At 75.4% G+C, this 4,593-nt stretch carries 3 protein-coding genes; all 3 read left to right on the top strand.

What is annotated here, in order from left to right; translation table 11 throughout:
* Positions 1 to 510 precede the first annotated feature (510 nt).
* The 3 genes from E1211_RS30840 (at position 511) to E1211_RS30830 (ending at position 4,579) form a co-directional block, all read left to right on the top strand.
* The gene (locus tag E1211_RS30840; RefSeq protein WP_243709783.1) at positions 511 to 2,085 is read left to right on the top strand and encodes a bifunctional NAD(P)/FAD-dependent oxidoreductase/class I SAM-dependent methyltransferase; all 1,575 of its coding nucleotides are present in this window, start codon (positions 511 to 513) and stop codon (positions 2,083 to 2,085) included.
* A gap of 123 nt (positions 2,086 to 2,208) precedes the next feature.
* Positions 2,209 to 3,756 (top strand): apolipoprotein N-acyltransferase, encoded by a 1,548-nt coding sequence (lnt, locus tag E1211_RS30835; RefSeq protein WP_243709784.1) that lies wholly within the window; start codon positions 2,209 to 2,211, stop codon positions 3,754 to 3,756.
* A 37-nt stretch (positions 3,757 to 3,793) separates the two neighbouring features.
* Positions 3,794 to 4,579: a polyprenol monophosphomannose synthase gene (locus E1211_RS30830; RefSeq protein ID WP_132353555.1), complete on the top strand. Its 786-nt coding sequence runs from the start codon at positions 3,794 to 3,796 to the stop codon at positions 4,577 to 4,579.
* The last annotated feature ends 14 nt before the right edge of the window (positions 4,580 to 4,593 follow it).

The raw sequence follows: 4,593 nt of genomic DNA, 5'->3' as shown, positions 1-4,593 counted from the left end.
GGTTGACAGGGCCTGGGGGGCAGCACGTACCGTCTTTGAGTCCTACTACGGGAAGCGGCTGTTGTTCGCTTCGTCCCTTCGTCCGCTGGCCGAGCGACACGTTCTTCGTCGCGGCGGCCAGGTCCAGCGGGCGGGGGTCGGCGGGGCGGCGCGAACCGGCCGCGGTAACCGGTGTACGGGCGGAGTGAGGCGCACGGCCAGTAGACAACGGCCCGGCGGGGACAGCCAGTCCGCGTCTGGTCGGTCCGAAGGTCGGCGTGCCGCATTCTCGCCCCACCGGCCGGGAAGGGCCTGGGAGCATCGGGGCGCGGCGTTGGCCGCGCCCCGATTTTCATGCCCGGGCATCCCTCGCGGTGGGGTCGGCGGCGTGGGGACCGGCTGGCACGTGCCGATGTTCCGTCTGACACGGCGCACCACCTCCTTGTTTGCCATAACAGCAAGATTGCTTGTCGTTGTGGCGGTGGTGGGTGCAGCGTGGACGGCGAGCGGAACACGACCGGGAGGTGCCAGGTGGGCGACAGGTACGACGTGGTGGTGGTCGGCGGCGGCGCCGCCGGACTCGCCGGGGCGCTCGCCCTGGCGCGGGCCCGCCGTTCGGTGCTCGTGGTGGACGCCGGTGAGCCGCGCAACGCCCCCGCCGGAGGTGTGCACAACTACCTGACCCGGGAGGGCACCCCGCCGGGGGAGCTGCTCGCCGCCGGGCGGGCCGAGGTCACCGGCTACGGCGGGCAGATCGTCACCGGCCGGGTACGGACCGCGGCCCGCGACGACGGCGGGTTCAGCCTCACCCTCGCCGACGCGAGCGTGCTGCGGGCGCGGCGGCTGCTGGTCACCACCGGGCTGGTCGACGAGCTGCCCGAGGTGCCCGGCCTGGCGCGGCGGTGGGGCCGGGACGTGCTGCACTGCCCGTACTGCCACGGATGGGAGGTCCGCGACCGGCGGATCGGGGTGCTCGCCACCGGCCCGACCGGCGTGCAGCAGGCGCAGCTGTGGCGGCAGTGGAGCCCGCACGTGCTGCTGCTGGTCCACGACGCCCCGCCGCCGAACGCCGACGAGCTGGAAGAGCTCGCCGCCCGGGAGATCACCGTCGTGGACGGCCCCGTCGCCGAGCTCGTGGTGGCCGGTGACACCCTCACCGGGGTACGGCTGGCCGACGGCGGCGTCGTCGACCTCGACGCGCTGGTGGTGGCGCCCCGGTTCACCGCCCGCGCCGGCCTGCTCGCCGACCTCGGCCTCGCCCCCGTCGAGGTGGAGCTGGGCGGGCACGTGTTCGGCACCCAGATCCCCGCCGACCCGTCCGGCGCCACCGCGGCCGCGGGGGTGTGGGTGGCCGGCAACGTCGCCGACGTCCGCGCCCAGGTGATCAGCGCGGCGGCCGCCGGCCTGACCGCCGCCGCGGCGATCAACGCCGACCTGGTGGCCGAGGAGACCCGCGAGGCGGTACGCGAACGCCGGCACCGCGTCGCCACCATGTTCACCGAGCAGGCGTGGGAGCAGCGGTACACGTCCCGGCCGGCGGTGTGGAGCGGACGACCCAACCCGCAGCTGGTGGCCGAGGCCAGTGACCTGGCCCCCGGCCGGGCGCTGGACGTGGGCAGCGGTGAGGGCGCCGACGCGGTGTGGCTCGCCCGGCGGGGCTGGCGGGTCACCGCCGTGGACATCTCCCGCACCGCGCTGCAGCGGGCCGCGGCGCACGCCGACGACGCCGGGGTCGCCGACCGCGTCGATTGGGTCCACGCCGACGTGCGGGAGCAGCCTCCCGTCGAGGCCTCCTACGACCTGGTGAGTGCCCAGTTCATGCACCTGCCCGGCGAGGAACGCGACGTTCTGTTCGCCCGGCTGGCCGGCGCCGTCGCCGTCGGCGGCACCCTGCTGATCGTCGGGCACCACCCGTGGGACCTGCGCACCAGCGTCCACCGGATGCACCTGCCGGAGATGATGTACACCCCGCAGGAACTCGCGACGGGTCTGGACCCGGCCGTGTGGGACGTGCGGGCCGAGGCGCGGCCCCGTACGGCCGTGGACCCGCAGGGACGGGAGATCACCATCCACGACGCCGTTCTCGTGGCCCGCCGCCGTTCGTGACCGGCCGTCGCGCCGGGTAGCCTTCAGCACCGTGATCGTGCTGAGGCGCCCGTGACGACCGTCGACCCGGACGAGAAGCGAACCGACGCGGCGCAGCCGCGCCCGGACGCCGTCCCGCGTCCGCTGCCGCTCGCGGTCGCGGCGCCGGCGGCGGTCGCGGCGGGGCTGGCGTTGCTGGCGGCGTTCCCCCCGTACGGGGTGTGGCCGCTGGCGCCGGTCGGGGTGGCGTTGCTGGCCGCCGCGACGCACCGGCGGCGGCTGCGGGCCGGCGCCGGACTGGGTTTCCTGACCGGGGTGGCGTTGTTCGCGCCGCTGCTGGCGTGGACGAACCTGCACACCGGCCTGCTGCCCTGGGTGCTGCTGTCGTTGCTGCAGGCCGCCTATCTGGCGCTGCTCGGCGCCGCCACCGCCTGGGTGTCGCCGCTGGTCGACCGGGCCCGCTGGTGCTGGGCCCCGCTGACGGGCGTGTTGTGGGTGGGGCAGGAGGCGCTGCGGGACCGTACCCCGTTCGGCGGGTTTCCGTGGGGTCGGCTGGCGTTCAGCCAGGACGACTCGCCGCTGCTGCGGCTGGCCGCGCTCGGCGGCGCCCCGCTGGTGACGTTCGCCGTCGCCACGGCCGGTGGGCTGCTGCTGGCCGCCGGGTGGCGACGGTGGAGCGTCGACGGGTGGCGGCGGGCCCGGTGGTGGCTGCCGGTGGCCGGGCTGACCGCCGGGGCGGTGCTGCTGTGCGCGGCGGGTCTGCTGGTGCCGGTGGGACGCGCCGGCGGCGGCGCGACGGTCACCGTGGCGATCGTGCAGGGCAACGTGCCGCGCCTGGGCCTGGACTTCAACGCCCAGCGGCAGGCGGTGCTCAACAACCACGTCGACGCGACCCTGGAGTTGGCCGGCCGGGTCGCCGCCGGTGCGCAGCCCCGCCCCGACCTGGTGGTCTGGCCGGAGAACGCCAGCGACATCGACCCGCTGCGCAACCCGAGCGCCGGGGCGCGGATCTCGCAGGCCGCCGACACGATCGGCGCGCCGATCCTCGTCGGCGCGGTGCTGCTCGGCCCCGACGCCGGGCAGGTCCGCAACGCCGGCATCCTGTGGCGGCCCGGCAGCGGCCCCGACCTGGAGCAGCTGTACGTCAAGCGGCACCCGGTGCCGTTCGCCGAGTACGTGCCGCTGCGCGACATCGCCCGGATGGTCAGCAAGCAGGTCGACCGGGTGCGGGCCGACTTCGTGGCCGGACGTACCCCGGGCGTGGTGCGTGCCGGGCCGGTGCTGCTCGGCGACGTGATCTGCTTCGAGGTGGCGTACGACGAGGTGGTCCGGGACACCGTCACCGGGGGCGCGCAGTTGCTCGTGGTGCAGACCAACAACGCCACCTTCGACGTGGCGGAGGCCCGCCAGCAGCTGGCCATGGTGCGCCTGCGGGCGGTGGAGCACGGCCGCCCGGCGTTGATGGCCTCCACGGTCGGGGTGTCCGGGTTCGTCGCCCCCGACGGGCGGGTAAGCGACGCCACCGGGTTCAACACCCGTGAGGTGGTGGTGCGGCAACTGCGCCTGGCCGACGGGCGTACGCCGGCCACCCGGGTGGGTTTGTGGCCGGAGGTGGTGCTGGCCGGGCTGGCCGTGGCCGCCCTGGCCGGCGCGGCGGTGCTACGCCGCCGGCGGCGCGTCGGGCCCGGGTAGGCGCAGCCGGTACGCCGGCGTGGACGGAGGGGGGACCGTGGACGAGGCGACCGACCGGAGCCGCCGCGCGGGCGTCGACGGCGTCGGCCGGGTGTTGGTGGTGATCCCCACCTACAACGAGGCCGACAACGTCAGCGACATCGTGGGCCGCGTACGCCGGGAGACCCCCGAGGTGGAGGTGCTCGTCGCCGACGACAACAGTCCCGACGGCACCGGGGTGATCGCGGACGCGCTCGCCGACACCGACGCGCAGGTGCACGTGCTGCACCGGGAGGGCAAGGAGGGCCTCGGGGCGGCCTACCTGGCCGGTTTCGCGTGGGCGCGGGAACGCGGCTACGACGCGGTGGTGGAGATGGACGCCGACGGCTCGCACGCCCCCGAGGACCTGCCGGCGTTGCTGGACGCCGCCCGCGGCGCCGACGTGGTGATCGGCTCCCGGTGGACCCGGGGCGCGCGCGTGGTGAACTGGCCGGTGCGGCGGTTGGCGTTGTCCCGGTGCGGCAACCTGTACGCGCGCCTGGCGCTGGGCATGCCGGTCTCCGACGCCACCGGCGGGTACCGCGTCTACCGGCGGGACGCGTTGGACGCGATGGACCTGGCGTCGGTGTGTTCGCAGGGCTACTCGTTCCAGGTGGAGCTGTCGCGTCTGGCGCACCGGGCGGGTATGCGGATCGTCGAGGTGCCGATCACGTTCGCCGAGCGGGAACACGGCAGCAGCAAGATGAGCCCGTTGATCGTGGCTGAGGCGTTGTGGCGGATCACCGCGTGGGCGGTGCAGGACCGGGGGCGGGCGTTGTTTCGGGGCGCGGGTCGGGCGTCGTGACCGTGGGCGCCGTC

The sequence above is a fragment of the Micromonospora sp. 15K316 genome, assembly GCF_004348525.1.
In the GTDB taxonomy this organism is placed as follows: Bacteria; Actinomycetota; Actinomycetes; order Mycobacteriales; family Micromonosporaceae; genus Micromonospora.
Note: the sequence above shows the minus strand (reverse complement) of the source record. Positions and strands in the feature narration are given on the sequence as shown.